The sequence below is a fragment of the Pseudomonas guariconensis genome, assembly GCF_040822035.1.
GTDB lineage: Bacteria > Pseudomonadota > Gammaproteobacteria > Pseudomonadales > Pseudomonadaceae > Aquipseudomonas > Aquipseudomonas guariconensis.
Map to the genome: position 1 here is coordinate 1,265,969 of NZ_CP162012.1, position 19,560 is coordinate 1,285,528.

The 19,560-nt window shown below is 62.7% G+C and carries 19 protein-coding genes and 1 pseudogene; 17 read left to right on the forward strand and 3 right to left on the reverse strand.

Translation table 11 applies throughout. From position 1 onward, the window contains the following. Positions 1-90: 90 nt before the first annotated feature. Together mutS and AB1N67_RS05695 are read right to left on the reverse strand one after the other, a co-directional pair. Positions 91-2,661 (reverse strand): DNA mismatch repair protein MutS, encoded by a 2,571-nt coding sequence (gene mutS, locus AB1N67_RS05690; protein ID WP_090346095.1) that lies wholly within the window; start codon positions 2,659-2,661, stop codon positions 91-93. Between the two features lie 154 nt (positions 2,662-2,815). Beyond that, positions 2,816-3,616: a phytanoyl-CoA dioxygenase family protein gene (locus tag AB1N67_RS05695; protein ID WP_367863590.1), complete on the reverse strand. Its 801-nt coding sequence runs from the start codon at positions 3,614-3,616 to the stop codon at positions 2,816-2,818. Between the two features lie 235 nt (positions 3,617-3,851). Between AB1N67_RS05695 and AB1N67_RS05700 the strand changes: the two genes are divergently transcribed. Then, a complete protein-coding gene (locus tag AB1N67_RS05700) occupies positions 3,852-5,237 on the forward strand; it encodes an amino acid permease (RefSeq protein ID WP_336202839.1) in 1,386 nt (461 codons plus the stop codon). A 1-nt stretch (position 5,238) separates the two neighbouring features. Here the strand turns inward: AB1N67_RS05700 and AB1N67_RS05705 are convergent, their stop codons facing one another. After that, entirely contained in the window at positions 5,239-6,135 is an 897-nt protein-coding gene (locus AB1N67_RS05705) for a LysR substrate-binding domain-containing protein (protein WP_043208800.1), read from the reverse strand. 139 nt (positions 6,136-6,274) lie between these two features. Here AB1N67_RS05705 and AB1N67_RS05710 point away from each other — a divergent pair, with 139 nt between their 5' ends. From AB1N67_RS05710 to AB1N67_RS05785, 16 genes and pseudogenes are all read left to right on the forward strand, one after another. After that, a complete protein-coding gene (locus tag AB1N67_RS05710; protein WP_043208797.1) occupies positions 6,275-7,021 on the forward strand; it encodes an XRE family transcriptional regulator in 747 nt (248 codons plus the stop codon). A gap of 462 nt (positions 7,022-7,483) precedes the next feature. After that, a complete protein-coding gene (locus tag AB1N67_RS05715) occupies positions 7,484-7,822 on the forward strand; it encodes a phage holin family protein (RefSeq protein WP_289716991.1) in 339 nt (112 codons plus the stop codon). 11 nt (positions 7,823-7,833) lie between these two features. Then, positions 7,834-8,331 (forward strand): hypothetical protein, encoded by a 498-nt coding sequence (locus AB1N67_RS05720; RefSeq protein ID WP_043208792.1) that lies wholly within the window; start codon positions 7,834-7,836, stop codon positions 8,329-8,331. After that, a complete protein-coding gene (locus AB1N67_RS05725; RefSeq protein ID WP_043208791.1) occupies positions 8,328-8,885 on the forward strand; it encodes a phage baseplate assembly protein V in 558 nt (185 codons plus the stop codon). The genes AB1N67_RS05720 and AB1N67_RS05725 overlap by 4 nt, the downstream gene beginning before the upstream one ends. A 164-nt stretch (positions 8,886-9,049) precedes the next feature. Beyond that, the gene (locus AB1N67_RS05730) at positions 9,050-9,376 is read left to right on the forward strand and encodes a GPW/gp25 family protein (protein ID WP_070572340.1); all 327 of its coding nucleotides are present in this window, start codon (positions 9,050-9,052) and stop codon (positions 9,374-9,376) included. Next, positions 9,373-10,254 (forward strand): baseplate J/gp47 family protein, encoded by an 882-nt coding sequence (locus AB1N67_RS05735; protein ID WP_070572337.1) that lies wholly within the window; start codon positions 9,373-9,375, stop codon positions 10,252-10,254. The genes AB1N67_RS05730 and AB1N67_RS05735 overlap by 4 nt, the downstream gene beginning before the upstream one ends. A 1-nt stretch (position 10,255) precedes the next feature. After that, a complete protein-coding gene (locus tag AB1N67_RS05740; RefSeq protein WP_070572335.1) occupies positions 10,256-10,864 on the forward strand; it encodes a phage tail protein I in 609 nt (202 codons plus the stop codon). Then, positions 10,857-11,912, forward strand: a pseudogene (locus AB1N67_RS05745) (phage tail protein); the annotation flags it as partial. The gene AB1N67_RS05740 and the pseudogene AB1N67_RS05745, both read left to right, overlap by 8 nt. 477 nt (positions 11,913-12,389) lie before the next feature. Continuing rightward, on the forward strand, positions 12,390-13,472 hold the full coding sequence (locus AB1N67_RS05750) for a phage tail protein (RefSeq protein ID WP_148921619.1): 1,083 nt from the start codon (positions 12,390-12,392) through the stop codon (positions 13,470-13,472). Positions 13,473-13,482: 10 nt separating this feature from the next. Beyond that, on the forward strand, positions 13,483-14,073 hold the full coding sequence (locus AB1N67_RS05755; protein WP_043208782.1) for a tail fiber assembly protein: 591 nt from the start codon (positions 13,483-13,485) through the stop codon (positions 14,071-14,073). 86 nt (positions 14,074-14,159) lie between these two features. Beyond that, positions 14,160-15,326: a phage tail sheath family protein gene (locus tag AB1N67_RS05760; RefSeq protein ID WP_043208780.1), complete on the forward strand. Its 1,167-nt coding sequence runs from the start codon at positions 14,160-14,162 to the stop codon at positions 15,324-15,326. 12 nt (positions 15,327-15,338) lie between these two features. After that, on the forward strand, positions 15,339-15,848 hold the full coding sequence (locus AB1N67_RS05765; RefSeq protein ID WP_102082232.1) for a phage major tail tube protein: 510 nt from the start codon (positions 15,339-15,341) through the stop codon (positions 15,846-15,848). Positions 15,849-15,860: 12 nt separating this feature from the next. Next, positions 15,861-16,163, forward strand: a complete 303-nt coding sequence (locus AB1N67_RS05770; protein WP_182941628.1) for a phage tail assembly protein — start codon at positions 15,861-15,863, stop codon at positions 16,161-16,163. A 125-nt stretch (positions 16,164-16,288) separates the two neighbouring features. Further along, positions 16,289-18,478, forward strand: a complete 2,190-nt coding sequence (locus tag AB1N67_RS05775) for a hypothetical protein (protein WP_367863591.1) — start codon at positions 16,289-16,291, stop codon at positions 18,476-18,478. A 9-nt stretch (positions 18,479-18,487) separates the two neighbouring features. Next, complete coding sequence (locus AB1N67_RS05780) at positions 18,488-19,333, forward strand: phage tail protein (RefSeq protein WP_367863592.1); 846 nt, start codon at positions 18,488-18,490, stop codon at positions 19,331-19,333. Further along, the gene (locus AB1N67_RS05785) at positions 19,308-19,514 is read left to right on the forward strand and encodes a tail protein X (RefSeq protein WP_043208769.1); all 207 of its coding nucleotides are present in this window, start codon (positions 19,308-19,310) and stop codon (positions 19,512-19,514) included. The genes AB1N67_RS05780 and AB1N67_RS05785 overlap by 26 nt, the downstream gene beginning before the upstream one ends. Positions 19,515-19,560 lie beyond the last annotated feature (46 nt).

Below are 19,560 nucleotides of genomic sequence, written 5' to 3' on the forward strand. Positions count from 1 at the left end.
CGCGGTTTACAGGCATTGGCTGCAGGCCAGGCTAATAACCTGCAGCACCAGCAAACCGCGGCGGATTCTACCAGTTTGTAGTGGGCGCCGTTATAACAGGTTTTTCAGTTGATATAGCGTTTCGATAGCTTGGCGCGGCGTCATGTTGTCCAGGTCCAGCTTGCCCAGCTTCTCGATGGCCGGATGTGGCAGGCTGGCGAATAGGTCGCTCTGATGCGGCACTTGCGGCTCGCCCTTGGCAGCCTTGATCAGCTGCTCATGGGGCAGGCTGGTGGTTTCCAGGCGGCCCAGGTGTTCACGGGCACGCTGGATCACCGGGGAAGGCACGCCAGCCAACTGCGCCACGGCCAGGCCGTAACTCTGACTGGCAGGGCCCGGGAGGACGTGGTGCAGGAAGACGATCCGCTCGTTGTGCTCGGTGGCGTTCAGGTGCACGTTGGCCACCAGCGGCTCACTCTCCGGCAGCACGGTCAGCTCGAAGTAATGCGTGGCGAACAGGGTATAGGCACGCAATTGGGCCAGGCGCTCGGCCGCAGCCCAGGCCAGGGAAAGCCCGTCGAAGGTACTGGTGCCACGGCCCACTTCGTCCATCAGCACCAGGCTGCGGTCGGTGGCGTTGTGCAGGATGTTCGCGGTTTCGCTCATCTCGACCATGAAGGTCGAGCGGCCGCCGGCCAGGTCGTCGCTGGAGCCGATGCGGGTGAAGATGCGGTCGACCAGCGACAGCTCGCAGCGCGCCGCCGGCACGAAGCTGCCGATGTGCGCCATCAGCACGATCAACGCGGTCTGGCGCATGTAGGTGGATTTACCACCCATGTTCGGGCCGGTGATGATCAGCATGCGTGTGCTGTTGTCCAGCGCCAGGTCGTTGGCCACGAATGGTGTGGTGAGTACCTGTTCGACGACCGGATGGCGACCCTGCTCGATGCGCAGGCACGGCTCGTCGACAAAGCTTGGGCAGTTCAGGTCCAGGTTCAGGGCGCGTTCGGCCAGGTTGCTCAGCACGTCCAGCTCGGCCAGGGCGGCGGCGCTGTCCTGCAGCGGTGCCAGGTGGCCGATCAAAGTCTCGAGCAAGGCGTCATAGAGCATCTTTTCCCGGGCCAGGGCGCGGCTCTTGGCCGACAGCGCCTTGTCCTCGAAGGCCTTGAGCTCGGGTGTGATGAAGCGCTCTGCGCCTTTGAGGGTCTGGCGGCGGATGTAGTCGGCTGGCGCCTGCTCGGCTTGCTTGGTGGGCAGCTCGATGAAGTAGCCGTGCACGCGGTTGTAACCGACCTTGAGGTTGGCCAGGCCGGTGCGGGCCTTCTCACGGGCTTCCAGATCGATGAGGAACTGGCCGGCGTTCTCGCTCATGGCCAGCAGCTCGTCCAGCTCGGTGTCGTAGCCGGTCTTGAGCACGCCGCCGTCGCGGATCACCGCTGGCGGGTTGTCCAGGATTGCCCGTTCCAACAGGCTGGCGAGCTCCGGGTAGGTGCCGGCGATGGCGGCCAGGCGTGCCAGGTGCGGCGCTTCGAGCTCGGCCATGGCGTTCTGCAGCTCGGGCAGGGCGCCGAGGGCATCGCGCAGGCGCGCCAGATCTCGTGGGCGGGCGTTACGCAGGCCGATGCGGGCGAGGATCCGTTCGATATCGCCGATTTCCTTGAGCTGCGGTTGCAGCTTCTCGAAGCGGTAGCCGTCGAGCAGGCAGCGGATCGAATCCTGGCGAGCCTTGAGCACCTTGAGGTCGCGCAGCGGGCGGTTCAGCCAACGGGTCAGCAGGCGACTGGCCATGGCGGTCTGGCAACGGTCGATCACCGATTGCAGGGTATTTTCGCGCCCCCCGGCCAGGTTGATGTCCAGCTCCAGGTTGCGACGGCTGGCGCCATCCAGGATCACGGTGTCATCCATGCGCTCATGACGCAGGCTGCGCAGGTGAGGCAGGGTGGTGCGTTGGGTTTCCTTCGCGTAGGTCAGCAGGCAGCCGGCGGCGCCGATGGCCAGGGTCAGCTTGTCGCAGCCAAAGCCTTTGAGGTCCTGGGTCGCGAATTGCTGGCACAGGCTCTTGCGCGCCGAGTCGCGGTCGAAGTCCCAGGGCGCGCGGCGGCGGCAGCCCGGGCGTTTCTCGGCCGGCAGGCCTTGCGGCCAGTCGTCGGGGATCAACAGTTCCACCGGGTTGATGCGTTCGAGTTCGGCCAGGAGGTTTTCCCAGCCTTTGATCTCCTGCACGGTGAAGTTGCCGCTGGTGATATCCAGCACGGCCAGGCCGAACAGACGCTCGTCCCCGAGCAGCGCGGCGATCAAGTTGTCGCGGCGCTCGTCGAGCAGCGCTTCGTCGCTGACCGTGCCGGGGGTGATGATCCGCACCACTTGGCGTTCCACCGGGCCCTTGCTGGTGGCCGGGTCGCCGATCTGCTCGCAGATCACCACCGACTCGCCCAGCTTGACCAGCTTGGCCAGATAGCCTTCCAGCGAGTGGAAGGGAATCCCGCACATGGGGATCGACTGGCCGGCGGACTGGCCACGGGCGGTCAGGGTGATATCCAGCAGTTTGGCGGCTTTCTTGGCATCTTCGTAGAAGATCTCGTAGAAATCGCCCATGCGGTAGAACATCAGCTGGTCTGGGTGCTGGTTTTTCAGCTTCCAGTACTGCTGCATCATCGGTGTGTGTGCGGAAAGGTCAGACATTCAAGGCCTTGAAGCTGTCTCAGACAAAATGCGAAACGCCCAAGTCTACAGGTTCTTGTCAGCCGGGCACAGGCCGCTTTGGCCACTTCGGCCTTGTTGAAAGCGCTCAAGCCCCGCGTAGCGAGGCGCGGGGCTTGAGCGTGTCAGGTAGGGGTCAGCGGCGCTGCCAGACCACCGGGAACCAGTCCTCGCGCATGCGTTCGCCGTCGCTCAAATTGATGCCAGGGAAAGGTGGCGAAGTGCGCCCCGGACGCTGCACGTAGCGTACGTCATCTCCCAAAAAGCGCGTGGAAAAGGCGCGGCGCCGGTTCGTGCCTGTGTTGCCGGCGGCGCCATGCACGGTGCGGAAATCGAAAACGATGGCATCGCCAGGTTCCATTTCCGGGGAAAGGATCTGGTACTCGCCGTTCTCGACGTCCGGCATGTCCATGAACAGGTTCTGGCCATCGGCGTCGGTGGCACCATAGAAGTCCTGATTGCTGGCCCAGCGTTTGGGGCGTACGGGCTTGGGCCAGCGGTGCGAGCCGAGCACCACGCTCAAGGTGTTGTGACGGGTAACCGGGTCCAGCGGGATCCAGTAACTGGCGGTCTGCAGGCCCTGGACACAGTAGTAGGGCAGGTCCTGGTGCCAAGGGGTGGGCTTGGCGGTGCCGGGCTCCTTCACCAGGATGTGGTCGTGGAACACCTGTACCTGCTGCGAGCCCATCAACTCGCCGGCAAGCCCTGCGGCCGGGGAGTTCAGCACGAAGTCAGTGAATGCCGGGATGCGCTGCCAGTTGCAATAGTCTTCGAAGAATCGGCCGTTCTCGCCGGAGCCAACGTTCTCGATGGCGAAGGCACTGGGTTCGGCCAGGTTCTGCTCGAAGCCTTCGCGCAGGCGTTCGATCCAGTCCTTGAACACGCCGCGCAGGATCACCGCGCCGTCTCGCTGGAAATCTTCGATGTGGGGATTCATGGGGCAGCCCTCTCGTTGTTGTTGTCGTGGCACCAGCATCGGGTGCCGCCGAGGGCCGGGTAAATCACAGAATTCCTATGCGCCACTATAGCTATTCTGTATGCCCCACCTTGTTGTCTTGCCCTGCGATTGGCCGGTTAATAGCCCTGCGCCCTGCGTTTTCCGGGCCTTGCGAGAACCCTTCAACGGCAGCGCGACTGCCGGCCAAGAACAAGAACAATGAGGAGTCCCTGGGATGAACGATCACAACAACTTGCGACGAGGCCTGAGTACCCGGCATATCCGCTTCATGGCATTGGGATCGGCGATCGGCACCGGGCTGTTCTACGGCTCGGCGTCGGCGATCAAGCTGGCCGGGCCGTCGGTACTGCTGGCCTACCTGATCGGCGGCGCGGCGATCTACATGATGATGCGTGCCCTCGGTGAAATGGCGGTGCGCAACCCGGTGTCCGGCTCCTTCGGGCAGTACACCAGCCAATACCTGGGGCGCTACCTGGGCTTTCTGACCGGCTGGAGCTATGCATTCTCCATGCTGGTGGTGTGCCTGGCGGATGTCACGGCATTCGGGGTGTACATGGGCTTGTGGTTCCCCGACACACCGCGCTGGATCTGGGTACTGGGGATCGTCTGCTTCATCGGCGCGCTGAACCTGTGCAGCGTGAAGGTGTTCGGCGAGATGGAATTCTGGCTCTCGTTGCTCAAGGTCACCGCAATCATCGCGATGATCGCGGCCGGTGGCGCGGTATTGCTGTTCGGCATCCAGCTGGGTAACGGCGCCGAGACGGTCACGGGGCTGTCCAACCTGTGGACTCATGGCGGGTTCTTCCCCAATGGGATCGGCGGCATGATCGCCTCCTTCACGGTCGTGATGTTCGCCTTCGGCGGCGTCGAAATGATCGGTATCACCGCCGGCGAAGCCAAGGACCCCAAGCGCGTGCTACCCAAGGCGATCAACTCGGTGCCGCTGCGTATCCTGCTGTTCTATGTGCTCACGCTGGTTGTGCTGATGGCGATTTACCCCTGGACCAACATCGGCAGCCAGGGCAGCCCGTTCGTGCAGATCTTCAGTGGCCTGGGCATAGATTCAGCGGCAACCCTGCTCAACATCGTGGTGATTTCAGCGGCGGTATCTGCGATCAACAGCGACATCTTCAGCGCCGGACGCATGATGTACGGCATGGCCCAGAACGGCCAGGCACCGGTCGGCTTCTCCCGCTTGTCGCGCTTCGGCGTGCCCTGGATGACCGTGCTGGTGATGGGCGTCGCACTGTTGCTGGGCGTGGTGCTGAACTACCTGGCGCCGGAGAACTTGTTCCTGATCCTTGCCGCCGTGGTGACCTTCTCGATCGTCTGGGTGTGGTTGATGATCCTGCTGTCTCAGGTGGCGATGCGTCGTGGCATGAGCCGCGAGGAAATCGCCGCGCTGGACTTCCCGGTGCCGCTGTGGCCCGTCGGGCCGGCCCTGGCGATCGTGTTCATGTTGTTCATCTTCGGCGTGCTGGGCTGGTTCCCGGATACGCGCACCGCGATGTATGTCGGCCTGGGCTGGTTGGCCCTGCTGTCGGTCGGCTACTGGCTGTGGGTGGCGCGCCAGCCACGCCAGGCGCCGGTCAACGCCTGAGTCAGACGGAAAACAGCTCGCTGGCCCAGCGCAGGAATGCCTGGGCCGCAGGGGAGGGGCGCATGGCGCTCGATTGCGCCAGTACCACCGACTGCGGACTGACGGCTTCACGCAGAGGCCGGCACGCCAGTGGCCGGCCATCGTAGCTCTGGTCGCCCGCAGGCCGTGTGCATGAGAGCGCCACGCCATAGCCATGGGCGACCAGCCCGCGCTGCATCTCGAAGGTCTGGGTCAGTTGCTGGGCGCGTGGCTGCAGGTCGTGGGCCCAGAACAGCGAGAGGAAGTACTCGCGGGTTCGCGCGATGTCTTCGAGGATCAGGCACTCCTCGGCCAGATCGGCCAACGATACCTGCTCTTGGCGGGCCAAAGGATGGTCCGCCGGCAACAGGGCATACGGCGCCACCTGTGCCAGAACTCGGCGCTCGATCTGTGGGTCCAGGCCCACGTCATAAGTCAGCGCCAATTCTGCCTTGCCCTCGTTCAAGCGCCGGTTGACCCCGGCAAGGTCGGTTTCGAACAAAGTCATGGCGACTTCCGGGTGGCGCTGGCGAAAGCCACTGAGCAGGCGCGGCGCGTACCACGGGCCCAGGTCTTGGAAGCAGATCAGGCTGAGATTGCCGCGCAGCACTTGTGGCTCATCCCCCGCACTGCGTATGCCGGCCGCCATGGCCAGGATCTCGCGTGCCTGCTCCAGTAGTTGCCGCCCCGCCGGGCTCAGCTCCAGGCCCCGGCTGGCCTGACGCAGGAACAGTTTTTCGCCCAGGATGGCCTCGAGCTGCGAGATCGCCAGCGACACCGAGGGCTGGGAGATGTGCTTGGCTCGCGCCGCGGCGCTGACGCTGCCCTGTTCGGCGGTGGCGACGAAGTACTCGAGCTGGCGAAAGGTAAAGCCGATCATTGTTGTCTTGACCTCGCTATCGCGGGGAGTCTTCCCGCGGTGTAGGGCTCATGAGAGTACAAGGAAATCCCCACGGTCGGGCGATGGGTATAAGAGAAAGCACGCGCACGGATTGCATTTGCGCTGCGGCACATCCATTATGCACGGTATGCAAAAACGCAACGTAGCCACCGTACTCAAAGCACTGCTCGACCGCCACGGCCTGTCTCCGACGGAGCTGCACCGGCGCACGGGCGTTCCCCAATCCACGTTGTCGCGCATCCTCAGCGAGAAGATCGTCGACCCGTCCGACAAGCATGTGTCGAAGATCGCCGAGTACTTCGGCGTCAGTACCGACCAACTGCGCGGGCGCGTCGAGCTGGGCGAGTCCCGCGAGGCGGCGCAGCCGGCCCATGGCCATGCGGACCTGAGCGACATCAGCCTGTGGGACGACGAAACCCCCGTCGAGGATGACGAGGTGTCCGTTCCTTTTCTTCGAGAGGTTGAATTGGCAGCAGGATCAGGAAGATTCGTCATCGAGGAAAGCGAGAAGGCCCGCCTGCGCTTCGGCAAGCGCAGCCTGCGCCACAATGGCGTCCAGTTCGACCAGGCCAAGTGTGTGACCGTGCGCGGCAACAGTATGTTGCCGGTACTGCGTGATGGCGCGACGGTCGGGGTCAACACCGGCAAATGCGCGATCGGCGACATCATCGATGGTGACCTCTACGCCATCAACCACAATGGCCAGTTACGTGTGAAACAGGTCTACCGTCTGCCCACCGGTATTCGTTTGCGCAGCTTCAATCGCGATGAACACCCTGACGAGGACTACAGCTTCCAGCAGATGCAGGAAGAGCAGATCAGCCTGTTGGGCCATGTGTTCTGGTGGGGCATGTACGCTCGCTGAGGCATCTCCTTTCAAGAAAACCCGCTTCGGCGGGTTTTTTTTCGTCCGCAGAAAATCCCTACAAGCCACGTCGTGCATAGCCTTCATGCATTTCAGCAAATTTTATTCGTTAGAAATATGAATTTATGCATTGACTGGATATGCATCAATGCATAATCTGTGTCTCAAGCCGGTCGACACCGGTTGTTACACAGGCAGCGATGAACAGGCCTCGACTGTTCAGAGGGTTGGCAACTGGCCCGGGTGTGCAGCGTAAAGCACCACGAACAGTTATCCGGCGGGCAGGTGGCCGCGGTCGGAGACACCAATTCGAAGCGGAACCGCCAGGCGTCACCAGATGTGGCCGGCGGTTCGACAACGCATTACTGAAAAGCCTGGCAGCCCGGGCTTTTTGGAATGCCGAGTTCATACACAACCGTCCCGCCGGTAGCACCGGCGGGCATTCATACAGGAGGCAGGACAGTGACGAACGAGCAACAGACGTTGCTGGAGATACCGCTCTGGCTGGTGATCGTCCTGGCATTGCTGGGCGGCCTGAGCGGTGAGATGTGGCGTGCCGACAAGGCTGGCGCGCGAGGATGGGCGCTGGTGCGCCGGCTGGCGTTGCGATCCGGGGCTTGCATGGTCTGCGGGGTCTCGACGGTGATGCTGCTGTACGCCAGCGGCATGTCGATCTGGAGCGCCAGCGCCTTTGGCTGCATGACTGCCATGGCAGGCGCCGACGTAGCTATCGGGCTCTACGAGCGCTGGGCGGCCAAACGCCTGGGGTTGCGTGATGTGTCCCAGGCCGATGAGCGATAGGAGGCATTGCAATGAGCGAACTGGCCACTTTGCATGCGGCCCTGACCGCAACGATTCGTGAGGCGATTCCTGAACTTGCGTCAGTCGATATCGCTTCTGATGTCGAGAGCAGCACCGTCCTGCCGTCGCTGCGCCATGGCATCGTGCGCATGACCGCGGACGCCGCGCCACGGGATGGGCGCTCGGTGCTGGTCACCACCTTCGAGGCGGATATCACCCCCGACCTCGGCGACCCCGATGCACGCCTGCAGGGAAGCCTGCTGGCTGCACAACTGATGGACCTGCTGCGCCAGCAGTATTGGGGCCTGGATTTTGTCGAGGCCAGCCGCAATGCGCTGGCGCAGTTCGAGGGTGGCCACTGGATTGTCCGTTGGGAGCAGCCGGTGCTGTTGGGCGAGCCCCAGTGGCACTGGCCTGATCAGCCGCCCGGCATGCTGATGTTGGGCATCGACCCGGACACCGGGTCGGGCAACGAGCACCGTTATATCGCTGCAGAGGACATCCCATGAGCTACGCCAGCGCGATGCATGATCGGATGCTGGCCAGCCTGGTCATCCCTTGCCGCGTTGTTGCGGTAGACCTGGCCGCAGCTCGGGTGCGGGTATCCGATGGAGCCTGGACCAGTGCCTGGTTGCGCTGGCATTGCCTGGCCGCCGGTAAGGCACGCCACTGGCGGGCACCGAGCCTGGGCGAGCAGGGCGTGTTGATCAGCCCCAGCGGTGAGCCGGCCCAGGGCACTTTCGTGCCGGGTCTTTACGGCAATGCCGGCAGCGCGCCGGACAACCGCGACCATGTGGAGGTGTGGCGGTTCGAGGACGGCGGCTCGCTCGCCTATGACTGGCAGGCCAAGCGCTACGACATCCACCTGCCTGCCGGCAACGCCAGCATCAAGGTAGGCGCCAGCACCCTACGCGTCAGCGAGGGTGCCATCGAGCTCGACGCCACGGCTATCACCCTGACCGGCCAGGTCGCCATCAACGGGCCGCTGACTGTCAGCGGCGACATCAACGGCGGCGGCAGGATCATCGACACCGCTGGCAACACCGCTAACCACAAGCATTGATCGAGGCCCCCTGCATCGGAAATGCCGGCGCTGACAAGCAGGTTTCCTGCTCCGTGGCGTCTGTATCGCGGGTTTAGCCGCGAACAGGTGCAGGCCTTAACCAGGAGAGACTCTTAAATGCGATTCCACCAACGGACCTCGCACCTTGCAACAGGAGGCGCACCATGATCGGCATGGACCGCCGCACCGGCCAACCTTTGGCCGGCATCGCCCACCTTCGTCAGTCCATCGAGGACATCCTTTCCACCCCGCTAGGCAGCCGGCGCATGCGCCCCGAGTACGGTAGCCAGTTGCGTCGCTACGTCGACTTGCCCGTCAACGACGGCTGGAAGAGCGCCGTGCAAGCGGAAGTCGCCCGCGCCTTGGGGCGTTGGGAGCCGCGCCTGAAGCTTGAGCGGGTGCGTGTGCTGTCGGTGCTCGACGGCCAGGTCAACCTCGCCCTCAGCGGCCGTTACCTGGGCGATGACGCCCTGGTGGAGGTCAGCATATGAGCCAGGTGGACTTGTCGAAACTCCCTGCGCCTCAGTTGCTCGAAGACCTTGACTACGAGGCGCTGTACCAAGCCGACCTGGAGGCCTTCCGCGCCCAGATGGGCGACGGCTGGACCGCCCAATTGGAAAGCGACCCGGTAACCAAGTTGCTGGAGGTCGGGGCCTACCGCAAGCTGCTCAACCGCGCCCGTATCAACGACGCGGCCAAGGCGCTGCTGCTGGCCTACGCCCAAGGGAGCGACCTCGACCAACTGGCGGCCAACGTCAATCTCCAGCGCTTGGTGGTCCAGGCCGAGGACTTGCAGGCGGTGCCGCCGCTGGCGCAGGTGTTGGAAGCCGACGACGCCCTGCGCGAGCGGGTGCAACTGGTCTACGAAGGCCTGACCACCGCCGGCCCGCGCAACAGCTACATCTTGCATGCCCGCAACGCTTCGGGGCTGGTCGCTGACGCGACCGCTGAAAGTCCGTCTCCAGCGGTGGTAGATGTCACCGTGCTGAGCCTTGAGGGTGACGGCGTGGCCAGCGCTGAACTGCTGGAGCAGGTCAGGGTGTATCTCAACGACGACGACATCCGCCCGGTGGCCGATAGGGTCAACGTGCGCAGTGCACAGGTGCTGCCGTATCGCATCGATGCGGTGGTGTACATGACCGACAAGGGGCCGGAATCTGAGGCCGTTCTGGCCGAGTGCAAGCGCCGCCTGAATGCCTGGGTCAATCCGCGTCGTCGCTTGGGCCTGGAGGTGGCACGTTCCGGCATCGATGCCCAGTTGCATATCGACGGTGTCAGCCGGGTGGAGTTGGGCGGATGGATTGATTTGCGCCCGACCAAAGCCCAGGCGGCTTGGTGCACGGGAATCGATGTGAAGCGGGGAGCCTGACATGCCAAGTCTGCTTCCCCTTAATCAAACACCTCTGGAACGGGCCATCGAGCGGGCCGGCGAGGAAGACCTGAGTGTCGATCTTCGCCTGCTCTATAGCCCGGATAACTGTCCATCACACCTGCTTTATCAACTGGCCTGGACCTGGTCGGTAGACCGCTGGGATGACGGCTGGAGCGACACCATCAAGCGTGCGGTGATCCGCTCGGCTTTTTTCGTCCATGCCCACAAAGGCACCCTCGGCGCGTTGCGCAGGGTGGTCGAGCCATTCGGTTATCTGATCGAGGTCAAGGAATGGTGGGAGTCCGAGCCGCCGGAGGTCCCCGGTACGTTTGCCCTGATGATCGGAGTGTCCGATGCCGGCATCGACGAAGACACCTATGAGCAGCTGTCGTCATTGATCGACGACGCCAGGCCTGTCAGCCGCCACCTGACCGGCTTGACCATCAGCCTTGAAAGCCGTGGCGAGTTCCATTTTGGCTGCGCATGCCAGGACGGCGATGAACTGGACATCTACCCGCTGGCAGAGCGCGATCTTGAGGTCGTCGGCCTGATCAGCCGCGGCGGCCGTGAACATACAATCGATACCTTGGATATTGCACATGGTTGACCAGAATTCACAGTTCTACGCGATTCTCACCAATGTGGGCGCAGCGAAACAGGCAAATGCGGATGCCTTGGGTATCCCATGGAAAATCACTCAGATGGGAGTCGGTGACGCCAACGGGGCGGACCCGACTCCCAGCGCCAGTCAGACCAAGTTAATCAACGAGTGGCGTCGGGCTCCGCTGAACCAGCTGAAAGTGGATGATAAGAACAGCGCCATCATTGTTGCTGAGCAAGTCATTCCGGCAGATGTTGGCGGCCGTTGGATTCGTGAGATCGCACTTTACGACGCAGACGGCGACATGATTGCCGTGGCCAATTGTGCGCCCACCTTCAAGCCATTGTTGAGCCAAGGCTCGGGGCGAACCCAGGTGGTGCGCATGAACCTTGTAGTCAGCAGCGCTGCCAATGTGCAGTTGAAGATCGACCCCAGCGTGGTGCTTGCCACTCGTGAGTGGGTGACCGAGGAACTTGCGAGGCAGGACTTCAAACACTCAGTGCAGGCGGCGACCACCGCGAATATCTCGCTCAGTGGCGTTCAACCCATCGATGGTGTGACGCTGGTGGCAGGAGCGCGGGTACTGGTGAAGAACCAGGCGCAAGCGAAGGATAACGGCCTTTATGAAATGGCTACTGGCGCCTGGACGCGTTGCATAGATGCCAATACGTCCGCCAAGGTTACGCCAGGGCTTCTGGTGCATGTCGAGCAGGGGACAGTCAACGGTGACAGTGCATGGCAGCTGGTCACCGATGGTGTGATCTCGCTGGGCGTGACAGCGTTGGTCTTCGAAATGGCGTTTGGCCGTACCGGAATTCTCGCGGGCACCTATCGTAGCGTCTCCGTGGACAAATATGGCCGAGTGGCAGCGGCTACCAACCCCACCACGGTTGCAGGCTATGGCCTGACCGACGTTTACACCAAGGCTCAAGTTGACACGGCGCTGGACCTCAAGGCCGACCTCGCTTCTCCGACTCTGAGCGGCACGCCGAAATCACCCACGCCGGCGATCAACAGTAACGATACGAGCATTGCCACAACTCAGTTTGCTCGACAGCTATTGGGTGCGTTTGGTTGGGGTGAGGGTGGCATCAGCGGTAGCAATCTACCCAGCGGAACCAATCTTAACAGTGTGACGAAGCCGGGTTCTTACGGACAGACAGCCAATGCCCAAGCCACTCTAATCCTCAATTACCCGGAGCCGGTGGCGGGTACTTTATTGGTGCAGGCCGCTTCCGCAACTATCTGCACGCAACTCTACATCACCTACAACAATGGGCGCGTGTACAGCCGTTCGTGTTATTCAGGTAACTGGTCGACGTGGGCCGAGCTGAGTCTCACCGATTCACCGATCTTTCGTGGAACGCCTACCGCCCCGACTGCGGTGAAGGGCACAAATACCCAGCAACTGGCGACGACCGCCTTTGTCCAGGGGGCAATTGCGGGTCTTGTCGATTCGGCACCCGGGACACTCGATACATTAAAGGAACTGGCCGGAGCATTGGCCAACGACCCGAACTTTGCCACCACCATGACCAATGCGCTGGCGGGCAAGCAGCCACTAGATGCGACCTTGACGGCGTTGGCAGGTGTTAACACGTCGGCGAACCAGTTGATCTACAGCACGGCCACCGACCAGTTCGCGACGACGCCATTGTCGGCGTTCATCCGTTCGTTGTTGGATGATGGTGATGCCGCAGCGGCTCGTGCCACCTTAGGTGCGGCGCAGGCATCGCATGGTCATTCCATCGCTGAAATTTCGGGCCTGGCCGCTGCCTTGAATGCAGCCTATGGTCTTGCCCAAGGATCCACGGGCCAGGACCCCAATCTTGCAGCCGACCATGTAATTCTCTCGAACCATGCGAACACCCCGGACCCGACCTATTTCTGGCACATCACGACGACGTTCTATGTCGCAGTTGCTGCTACATCGAATCGTGCGCAATTGGCGATTCAGTACAATGGCGGGAATGCGGTTTATGCGCGGAGCTTCTATGGAAGCCAGTGGACCGCTTGGGCGAGACTCGATAACGGCGTACCTCCTGGCAGTATCATCTATGTAGCCAGATCGACACCCCCGGTGGGCTACATCAAGGCGAACGGTGCAGCAGTAGGACGCGTCGCCTATGCCGGCCTGTTCGCCCAGATTGGTACGACATTCGGGGGCGGCGATGGTAGTACCACCTTCAACGTACCGGATTTGCGTGGCGAGTTTATCCGTGGCCTGGATGATGGTCGTGGCATGGATCCCAGCCGGGTCCTGGGCTCGATACAAGCCGGGCAGAACCTCAGCCACACCCATACTGGTTCTGCTGCCGCTGCTGGCGCTCATACGCACACCATCAGCGGTACAGCGCTGACTGCGGGTGAGCACACCCACACCGCACCTCGTGCTCAGAACAACGACGTAGGTGGTGGTTCACCCAACTTCACCACCGCGAATTTGCTCAATGGCACCACGGCCCCTACCCACGCTGCCGGTGCCCACACTCATTCGATCTCCGGTACTGCCGCAGCTGCTGGCGATCACACGCACGTCGTTACGATTGCCGCGAACGGCGGCAACGAAGCGCGCCCGCGCAACATGGCATTGCTCGCATGCATCAAATACTGACGAGGCAACAATGGACGCCCCTACGATCTACTATGTTCACCCGGACACGCTGGAGTATATCGGTAACGGATTTGCCGATCCGAGCCCACTCGAGGAAGGGAAATGGCTCATACCGGCTTTCGCTTATACCGACGCGCTTCCAGAACAACGTACTGGTTACGCAATTGTACGTAACCAGTTCCTCGAAGCCTGGGAGCTGGTCGAAGACAACCGTGGCACGGTTTATCTGACTGCTACCGGCGAGGCTCGCGATCATCTCACGTTAGGACCTCTGCCGGCTGAATTGACTCGTTTGCCATATCCAGGTCCTTTCCATATCTGGAACGGAAGCCAGTGGGTCGCGGATGCTGAGGCCCAATACGACAAAGCTATGGCTGAAGCGATCGCGTTGTGTGACAGAAAGCTCAGCGAAGCTGCCGTGCGCATCATGCCGCTGGAAGACGCCGCAGATATCGGTGAGGCGTCCGAAGAAGAGCAGGCCACTCTGCTGGCCTGGAAGCGCTATCGGATCGACCTCAGCCGAGTGAGCCAGCAACCAGGTTATCCCTTGTCTTTCAAATGGCCGACGAGCCCTGACCAAACTCGCGCCGAGCAGCCCTGATGAAACCCTCGGCGCCATGCTCCCGCAACCCTGAAGGCCTTGCCACCACGCAAGGCCTTTTCTTTATCTAAATGGAGAAAATACCTATGACTGGATTCTTCCACGGCGTCACCGTGACCAACGTCGACACCGGCGCACGTAGCATCGCGCTGCCGTCGTCTTCGATCATCGGCTTGGTCGACACCTTCACTGAAGGCCCGGGTGTCACCGCCAAGGCCAACGACTTGGTACTGATCACCAGCGAGCGCGAAGCGGTCGCGGCATTCGGCAAGGACGCGGCGATCACCAAGGCCTGCCGCGCCGTCTATACCCGCGCCAAGGCGGTGATCGTCGCCTGCGGCGTGGCCAAGGTCGAAGACGCTGCCGAGCAGACCGCCGCCATCATCGGCACTGTCCAGAACGACGGCAAGCGTACCGGCCTTCAGGCATTGCTCGATGGCAAGAGCCGCTTCAATGCCCAGCCACGCCTGCTGGTGGCGCCCAAGCACAGCGCCACCGATGCAGTCGGCACGGCCCTGGTGGCATTGGCCGACAAGCTGCGCGGCATCGCCATCATCGACGGCCCCAATACCACTGACGAGGCGGCCATCGCCTACGCCGGCAACTTTGGCGCCAAGCGGGCCTTCATGGTCGACCCAGGCGTGCGTTACTGGGACAACGACAGCGAAGCCACCGTCGACGCGCCGGGCTCGGCCTGGGTCGCCGGCCTGTTCGCCTGGACCGACAACGAATACGGCTTCTGGGCCTCGCCTTCGAACAAGGAGTTCGTCGGCATCACCGGCACCGGTCGCCCGGTGGAGTTCCTCGATGGCGACGACAGCTGCCGCGCCAACCTGCTGAACAACGCCAACGTCGCCACCATCATCCGCGACGACGGCTTCCGTCTGTGGGGCAACCGTACGCTGTCGAGCGACCCGAAATGGGCCTTCGTCACCCGCGTGCGGACCCTGGACATCGTCATGGACGCGATTCTGTACGGCCACAAATGGGCCGTCGATCGTGCCATCACCGCCACCTACGTCAAGGACGTCACCGAAGGCCTGCAGGCCTTCATGCGCGACCTGAAGAACCAAGGCGCGATCATCAACTTCGAGGTCTATGCCGACCCCGAGCTGAACACCGCCAGCCAGCTGGAGCAGGGCAAGGTGTATTGGAACATCCGCTTCACCGACGTCCCGCCCGCCGAAAACCCCAACTTCCGCGTCGAAGTCACCAACCAGTGGCTGACCGAAGTTCTCGATTCCGCTGCTTAAGGAGCGCATTACATGGCAATGATTCCCGAAACCCTGGCCAACCTGAACCTGTTCGTCGATGGCGTCAGCTTCCAGGGCGATGTCCCCAGCCTGACCTTGCCCAAGCTCACCCTGAAAATGGAGGAGCACCGCCCAGGCGGCATGGACATGCCGGTCGAGATGGACCTGGGCATGGAAAAACTCGAAGCGGCCTTCAGCACCACCGGCGTGCGTCGCGAGGCGCTGAAGTTCTTCGGCCTGGCCGATGCAAGCGCCTTCAACGGTACTTTCCGCGGGGCCTTCAAGGGCCTGAAGGGCAAGATCACCCCAGTGGTCGTCACTCTGCGTGGTGCGCTCAAGGAGGTCGAGATGGGCGATTGGAAGTCCGCTGAAAAAGCCGAGATCAAGCACAGCGTCGCCGTGACCTTCTACAAGCTCGAAGTCGATGGCCGCCCGGTCTACGAGATCGACGCCCTGGGCATGAAGCGCGTGATCAACGGTGTCGATCAACTGGCCGCCCAGCGCGCGGCCCTTGGCTTGTAAGGAGGCCTGACGATGGCTCAAGCGAAAAAGCTTCCGCAATGGCTGACCCTCAGTGCCGACCGCGTGACCGTGCGGCTTTCGCGCCCCAGTGAGGCCAATGGCGTGCAGGTCGACAGCCTGTCGTTGCGCGCCCCGACGGTGCGCGACATCCGTAACGCCCAGGCAGGCGGCGCCCATGACGACGAGCAGCGCGAACTGAACTTGTTCGCCTCCCTCGCCGAAGTCGGTGTCAAGGATCTGGAAGGCCTGGCCCTGAAGGACTACAGCCGCCTGCAAAGCGGCTACTTTCGCCTGGTGCAGGACGACGAGCTTTGACCCTGCCCGGCAGAAGGCCGCCGCCCGGCGGCTGGCCAAGGAGCTGAACTTTTCCGCGAGCGAAATCATGACCATGTCGTACAGCGACATGGTCTGGTGGCTGGCGGAGTGATCAGGAGGAACCTATGGAGAACACATCGGTGCTCACCGTCGGCGTCACCAGCGATCGGGCACTGGGTAGTACCTTCAATACGTTGCGCGCTCAATTCGAACGCTTGCGCATGCCGCTTGAGGGCATGCAAGTCGAGCCGTACATCAGCGAGATCAGCCGTCTGGGGTTGGAGGTCGACAAGACGGCACAGGCCCAAAGACGGCTGGCCAGCGATCAGACATGGGCCTTGAAGGCGCAGGTCGACCAAGTGCGGCGCCTGGCCGATGAGATCGAGCGCCTGCGCAAGCTTTGCCTGTCTGCAAGCGAGATTGGCTCCACGCAGGCGCCGCGCCAGAGCGTCGTGATGAAGCCTGTACAGCGGCCTATGAGCAGTGATTCGCCTGAGCCGCGTAGCTCGGAACAGGGATTCATCCCTCTGGAGTCGGCGAACAGTGGTCTGACAGTAGTCAAGGCCGGCATGATCGGCACGGCCACCGTCGGCGCAGGCGTTGCCGCTGCTGCGCTTGGGCGTGCTGCGCACAGGATGTATAAGCGCCAATCACTTAAAAGGCGCCGTGAGATCACCCGTGGCGTTCGGCAGAGCGCTGGCAAGGCGGGCGCCAAGCTGGTCAGCAAACTGGGGTTGGCGACGTTGGAGGACAGTGGCCAGGACCAGGCCGAGGCGGTGGGTGCAGCCCTCGGCGGTGCGCTCGGAAACATGGGCGCGCAACTACTGGGTGGCTTGACCAAGAACAAGCAGATCCAAATGCATGGCGGTGAGATCGGTGAGCTGATAGGCGAGGGTGTCGGCGGCTTTATCGGCAAGACATTCCAAGGCTGGTTTTCTGACACGGCGGGCGCCAACGAGGTGCCTGACGACAGCGCAGTGCAGGCGTCACCGGCCTTATCGCAGCAACCCGCGGAACAAGGGGCGTTTTCTCAGGGGCCGCAGACAAGCAGCCGGGAAGGCATCAACAGGGGATTGGTCATAGGCGGTGCCCTCGTTGGTACCGCAGCGGTCGCGATGGCCGGACGCAAAGCCCATAAAGCTTACTCGCGTCTGCCACGTAAGCGGCACAATAGACTCGCTGGCGGTCTGCGGGAGAGCGCTGGCAAAGCTGGCGCCAAGCTGATCGGTAACTTGGGCTTGGCCCTGCTTGAGGACAGCGGCGAAGACCAAGCTGAAGCAGTCGGATCCGCGCTTGGCGGTGCGATGGGGAACCTCGGCACGCAGCTATTGGGAGGCCTGACCAAGAACAAGCGGATCCAGCAGTACGGCGGTGAGATCGGCGAATTGATCGGCGAAGGCATCGGCGGCTTCCTCGGCAAGACGGTACATGGGGTGTTCTCCGGCACGCCGGCTGCCAACGATCCGTCCGCCATAACAGTCCCCGGTAGTGCCATAAGCCGTTCAGCCTCGAGCCATGCACACCAAGTCGTTGATGAATGGGCGTCGGATGAAAGCGAGGAAGAAGAGGAGGTGGATGAAGCAGCGCCCGAGCCTGCGTTTTCCGAGGCGCAGGAGCCTGCTTCTACAGCCCTCCTGCAAAGGGCTGCCCAGAAGCCTGCTTTCGCCCTAGCCAGCACCGCGTTCACCGGCCTTGCAGGCAAGGCCAGTCCTGGCAGTGCCGGCGCTTCCTTGGCCCGACGGGCGTTCAGACGAGTGCCAGGCGTTGCGTTGCTCGACACCGGCCTGCAATTTGCCGAAACCTTCAACAGCGACGCCACCCAGGAGCGGAAGCTCGAAGGCTATGGCAGCGCTGTCGGTGGTCTGGGTGGTGGCCTTGCCGGTGCAGCCGCCGGTGCGGCTATCGGTTCGGTAGTACCGGTGATCGGGACCGCGATCGGCGGCTTGATCGGAGGCGTGTTGGGCAGCATGGGTGGAGAGGGTATCGGTGGCTGGCTGGGCAGGACGCTGGCCTCGAACAAGGACGAAGCGGCTGGCAAACCTGCCGTGAGCGAGGCGGCGCGAGTACTGGATACTGCCTCTGCGCCGCCAACGTTGCCCGCATCACCCGCTGCGTCGCCGACGCAACCGACTCCTCCTACCACCATCAACCAGCAATTCACCTTCACATCCAACATGCCGGTCACTTTCAACAACAGCCTGGATGATCCTTCGGTCCTCCAGCAACTGGAGATGATCGCCCGGCGTCAGCTGGAAGAGCTGATGCGCCAAGCCCGCTCGGCGCAATTGGCAGATACCCCACATATCGCACTTTGAGGACTATCCATGACCTATCTGGAGCAGCTGCAAGCCACGCTGCACGCCCTGGTCAAGGCGGGAGAGGCAGGGCGTCGGCGTGCCGATGCCATGCTCGACCCGATGGCCGAGGCGATCGATCATATCCAGGGCGCCGTCTCCGACCTGGAGGCGTTGCCGGTGGTCGGCCCGATCATTGGGGCCAAACTCCAGCGCACCCTGGGCGCGATCAACCGGGCCCAGGATCAGGTGGCCAAGGTCGTGGCCAAATATGACCAGGCGGTGGCAGTGGTGCGGCAGGTACGGGAGCGCATCGACAGTTTTGCCGGCCATGCGGCCAAAGCCGGCGCGGCAATCCGTCGTGTCGTCGGGGCGGTGAGTTCGACGGTGGAGGGCGTGCTGTCGACTCTGGGCTTCGCGCCCGAGGTAACGCCCGCCGCCGAAGCGGTCAAGCCGTTCCCCCACCTGTTGGTTCTGCAACCGTTGAAGCCAGGCGCTGCGCCCTATTACTTCAACCTCGATACCGCTGCCTTCGATCAGTTGCGTCGCCAGACGCGCTATCGCTGGGTCGGGCAAGAGCGCCTGAGCCGCGACAACGCGCAACAGGCTGTCAGCCTGGGCGAGGAGCACATCTACATCCGCGGGGCCATCTACCCCGGCTTCAAGGGCGGTATCGCCCAGTTGCAGGCGCTGCGCAGCATCGGCCGTCAACTGTTGCCCCTGTCCTTGACCACCGGCTACGGCGAGGTGCTCGGCACTTGGTGCCTGACCAGCATCGAAGAGGAGCAGAGCCAACTGTTGGCTGGCGGCATTCCGCGCAAACAAGGGTTTTCACTGGAGTTCGTGAGCTATGGCCAAGACCTGCGCAACCTCTGAGGGCGATCTGCTCGACACGCTCTGCCAGCACTACTACGGGCACCTTGTGGGCTCCGTCGAGGCGGTGCTGGATGCCAACCAAGGATTGGCGGATGAGCCTCAGCCGTTTCGCGCTGGCGTGAGGATTCGACTGCCGGAGCTGCCCGCGGTGGCGAGCGACACCCTGCAACTGTGGGACTGATGCGTGGCCGGTTTCGACCGGGCCGGGCAACGGTTCCTTCCAAGGA